A 4,304-nucleotide genomic window follows, 5' to 3' on the forward strand; every position below is an offset into this window, starting at 1 on the left:
ATCCGAGAAACAGTGCCTAAGCCGTCACGCCGCTTGATGACTTGTTAGCCTGCATTCGGTGGAAACGGGACTGAACGCAGATGACTGGTTGGCGGATACGCGGACGTCTTATGACACCGTCGCTGCAAGCTACGCAGAGCTGACACGTCACCTCTTGGACGAAACACCCGAGGAACGCGCGGTCTTGGCCCTGTTTGCCGACCAGGTGCGTGCCCAAGGCGGCGGGCTGGTCGCGGACGTGGGGTGCGGGACAGGCAGGATCACAGGCCACCTGCGGAACCTTGGCCTGGACGCGTTCGGCATCGATCTGTCACCTGGAATGATCGATGTGGCCCGTCGTGAACACCCCGGTGTGCGGTTCGATCTCGGTTCCATGACGGACCTCGCCTTGGCCGACGCCTCCGTGACTGGCCTGGTCGCCTGGTACTCACTGATCCATATTCCTGACGACGAGATCAGCTCGGTTCTTGCGCATTTCCGTCGAGTGCTTCGGCCCGGTGGGCAGTTGCTGCTCAGCTTCCATGTCGGCGATGAGTCGCGGTTGAAGACTGAGGGATATGGCGGGCACCCGATGAAGGTCTATGTCCATCGCCGGCAGCATGACCAAACGATTGAGTGGCTGAATGAAGCCGGCTTCGCCGTCGAGACGCACAAGACTCTCACCTCTGCCGAGAGCAAGCTGGGAGGGATCATCCTCGCGCGTGGTCAACCGTGAGCGGCTCCGCCAGTCGCGTGGCGGAGCCGATCAGGTGGTCCGCGCGGCGATCTCGCCGAAGGTGGGCAGGCGCAGGTGGATGAGGGCTTGAGAGCGGCATCGAGCTGGGTCAACTTGTCCTCGGCGCCAGCCAGGCTGATCTCCAGACCCTCGACCTCTCCGAGCCAGCCCTCCCGCTGAGCTTCAGCGATTCGGTCGAGCAGGTTGCCGCGGATCTCGGTCAGACGGTCTCGCTGGGACGGCTCGGGCCGGAGGAGCGAACATCGGACGCAAGCTTAACCGAACTGATCTTGAAGCGGCTTCCTCGCATCGCGGCCGCTGCCCGTTGACTGAAGGCGACCATAGAGTTTCTCGGATGATGTGAGGTGCGGCGTGTCGCGTGCTTTTAGGGCAGGAGGAGGACGCGGCCAAGCTGAGACCGGTCTTCGAGTAGCCGGTGTGCTGCGGCTGCCTCGGCGAGCGGGAGGCGGGCGTGCACGGCGGTGTGCAGTTGCCCGGCAGTCGAGTATTCGGCGACCTCGGTCATTTCTCGGCGGGCCTGCTCGGGGTCGGCCGCGCGCCATGCGATGAGCGAGAACCCGGCCACGGACTTCAGGGCGAAGAGGTTGGTGACAGGCAGGCTGGTCAGCTCGCCGCTCGCAGCTCCGTAGATGACGATCCGGCCGAACGGAGCCAGTACGTCGAAGCTCCGCTGCAGGGTCTCGCCGCCGACGGAGTCGAGAACGACGTCCACGCCTCGCGGTGCGGCCTTGCGGACCTGGTCGGGCCAGTCGCTGTCTGTGTAGTCGATGGCGATGTCGGCGCCGCACTTGCGGGCGAAGTCGAGTTTGGCCGGTGAGCCGGCGGTGGCGATGACCGTGCCGGCGCCGAGCAGTTTGGCGAGTTGTACGGCCAGGTGGCCGATGCCGCCGGCCGCGGCGTGGATCAGTACCGTCTCACCCGGCGCAAGCCGGCCGGTGCGCAGGGTCCGGAGTGCAACCGGGGCACCCATGGGCAGCATGCTGGCTGCACCGAGGTCGAGTCCGTCGGGTATCGGGGCGAGCCATTGCGCGTCGGTGACGATGTAGTCGGCGAACGCGTCCTCGGCCAGCCCTGCGACTCGTCGGCCGACCTGCTGTGTGTCGACACCGAGTCCGGCGGCTTCGACGGTGCCCACCACGTCGCCGGTGAGTTTGCCGGGCAGGGGGCGCTGGAAGATCGCCCCGCTGGACGGCCCGCGCCGGAACTTGGTGTCGACGAAGTTTGCCCCGATCGCCTCGGCCCGGATGAGCACCTGGCCCGGCCCCGGCGTGGGGATTTCGGCCTCCTCGATCGTGAGGACGTCCGGATCGCCGTATTCGTAGTAGCGGACTCGTCGCATGATGGACTCTCCTGAGGGGCCAACGGGCAAGGGGTGCCACCGCCGACAGCTAAAGTGGACTTCCGGTCAGCTTCGGCGACCGTACTGGACCGTCGGTCCAGTTGTCCATGCGGGGTGAGGACTCGATGACAGAAGGCCGCCGCGAACGTGCCGACGCGGCACGAAATCGGCACGCGATCCTGCTGGCGACCGAGGAACTCCTGGCACGGCACCGGCCCGAGCAGATCTCGATGGAACAAGTCGCCGCCGCAGCCGGCGTCGGCAAGGGCACGGTCTTCCACCGCTTCGGCAACCGCATGGGCCTTATGCGGGCGCTGATGGCAGAACGGGCCCTTGCCCTGCACGAAGCCGTCACGACAGGCCCACCGCCGCTGGGCCCGGGTGCCCCGTCACGAGAGCGCCTCCTCGCCTTCCTCGACGCCGTCGTTGACGTGGTAGCCCGCAACAAGGGACTCCTGGCCGCGCTCGGCCACGCCGTGACGACAGCACACAAGCCCGAAGAGGATCCGCGCAGCGCGCACCCCGTCTACCAGTTCTGGCACGACCACATCACCTCGCTGATCAGCCAGGAGCGTTCGGACCTGGACGCCGAACTCCTGGCCCATATCCTGCTCGCCACCCTGCACAGCGACCCGATCCTGCGCCTGCTGGAGCAGGGCGACGGCCAGCGCCTCGCCGATTCGCTGCGCACCTTGGTGACCGCCTTGCTCAACGCCTCAGCGGGCAGAACCGAGCCGAGGAACAGCCGCCACCCGAACGCCCCGCAGCGGTGAGTATCCAGCGGCGCGCCGACCGCGCTTCGCGAGCCGAAGGTCGGGCGAGCCTCAATCCATCGACGTGGATTGAAGTAGGTTGCGGCAGGTTGAAGCCGCTGGTTTGTTCAGCTTTTCCTGTCAGGCCCGACTCCCGAGGAGGCCAGCCAGGCGGCAGAAGGCGGCCCTGCGCTTCGCTGTCCGGTGATCAGAATCCCGTCAGCGCTCAGTCCTCGGAGTCCGTGCTGCTTCGTCCGGCATCGCGGCGGAAATCGGGCATGCCGAGGTGAACGGTGGAGGGCTGTCCTGCACGGTCGCGCATGGCCTCCAGCTTTTGCGCGGCGGCGGCCTTGGTGGTCTCGATGGCGGCGACCTCGCCGAGCCAGCCCTGTTCCTTGGCCTCCTGGAGGCGGTCGATGAGATTGGCGTGGATCTGCTCAAGGCGAGGCATCTGGGCCGGGTCCACGAGAAGTAGGGGACATCTGACGCAGGCGTTTTCATGCTGGTAGGGGGTCGCGTAGTCGCGGCCGCAGGTTCCCAGAGCGACCTTGCGAAGTTCGAAGTGGGAGAGGAACTCATCCCACTCGGTGGTGGTGAGCTCACGGTACTCCTCGCTGGGCCGCTCGGTTCTGCGGCGCGCGATGAAGGCCCGGTGATGGGAGATCACGTCTTCTGGGTAGATCGCGGCATAGCCCATGGTGGTGTCCAGAGCGGCATGGCCGCAGATCTTCGCCGCGATGTGCGGGGGCAGTCCGGAGCGGATGGCGTCGGTCACGAAGATTCTTCTGAAGTCGTGGGGGCGCCATTCGAGCGGGTCGCCGGCCACAGTGATCTGGGCGGACTGCGAGGTCGCGACCAGGCATTCGCGGATGTAGCTGCGGGTCAGCGGACGGTCCTCGGTGCCGTACCGGCGTTGGAACAGGAACGGCATCGGCGGGCTCCAGGTCTGCTCGGACACGTCGTAGGCCGACACCAGCGGCAGGGCGGCGTTCCCGGCCCGGACCCGGAAGATGACCGCAGTCAGAACCTCCGCCAGCTCCGGGGAGACCAGCAGCAGGCGCTCCGCATCGGTCTTGGACGGGGCGACCTGCAGCATCGGCACCACCTCGCCAGTGGTGGGCAGGGTATAGGCGATGAAGCTGTGGTGGGTGAGCTCCAGCATCTCCTCGATCTTGATGCCGGTGTGCCGCAGCACTTCCACCGTCGCCCAGGACCAGAACGCAGCCTCCTCCTCGTGGGTCAGGTTCCGCCGCCTGCCGACGGCCACCTCGGTGACGTAGACGCGATGGGCCTGCCCGGACCGGCAGCGCTCGAACTCCTGCCCGGCACCGAAGAACCTCTCTCCAGCCGGCGTCGCGCGAGCCGCGGTGATTCGGGTCTCGGCGTCCTTGCGCTGCTGGTCGACGACCCGGAGCAGGACGGGCAGCAGCGGCAGCGGCTGCCTACAAGGTGGGTGCGGCGGAGGGCAGGGCGAGGA

At 67.0% G+C, this 4,304-nt stretch carries 4 protein-coding genes; 2 read left to right on the forward strand and 2 right to left on the reverse strand.

Annotated features, from left to right (window positions below; translation table 11 throughout):
* Positions 1 to 70 precede the first annotated feature (70 nt).
* Positions 71 to 715, forward strand: a complete 645-nt coding sequence (locus JGS39_RS37185) for a class I SAM-dependent DNA methyltransferase (RefSeq protein ID WP_219574199.1) — start codon at positions 71 to 73, stop codon at positions 713 to 715.
* 385 nt (positions 716 to 1,100) lie between these two features.
* Here the strand turns inward: JGS39_RS37185 and JGS39_RS37190 are convergent, their stop codons facing one another.
* A complete protein-coding gene (locus JGS39_RS37190) occupies positions 1,101 to 2,075 on the reverse strand; it encodes a quinone oxidoreductase family protein (protein WP_219574195.1) in 975 nt (324 codons plus the stop codon).
* Between the two features lie 125 nt (positions 2,076 to 2,200).
* On the opposite strand from JGS39_RS37190, the gene JGS39_RS37195 reads away from it, so the two are divergent.
* Positions 2,201 to 2,848 (forward strand): TetR/AcrR family transcriptional regulator, encoded by a 648-nt coding sequence (locus JGS39_RS37195; RefSeq protein ID WP_219574196.1) that lies wholly within the window; start codon positions 2,201 to 2,203, stop codon positions 2,846 to 2,848.
* Positions 2,849 to 3,053: 205 nt separating this feature from the next.
* Here the strand turns inward: JGS39_RS37195 and JGS39_RS37200 are convergent.
* On the reverse strand, positions 3,054 to 4,304 hold a 1,251-nt coding region (locus JGS39_RS37200), incomplete at its 5' end, for a tyrosine-type recombinase/integrase (RefSeq protein ID WP_219574197.1).

This window comes from Streptomyces poriferorum (assembly GCF_019399235.1).
In the GTDB taxonomy this organism is placed as follows: domain Bacteria; phylum Actinomycetota; class Actinomycetes; order Streptomycetales; family Streptomycetaceae; genus Streptomyces; species Streptomyces poriferorum.

Coding starts and splice junctions, on each gene's coding strand:
- JGS39_RS37195 (WP_219574196.1), top strand. CDS start 2,201: ATGACAGAAGGCCGCCGCGAACGTGCCGACGCGGCACGAAATCGGCAC.
- JGS39_RS37190 (WP_219574195.1), bottom strand. CDS start 2,075: ATGCGACGAGTCCGCTACTACGAATACGGCGATCCGGACGTCCTCACG.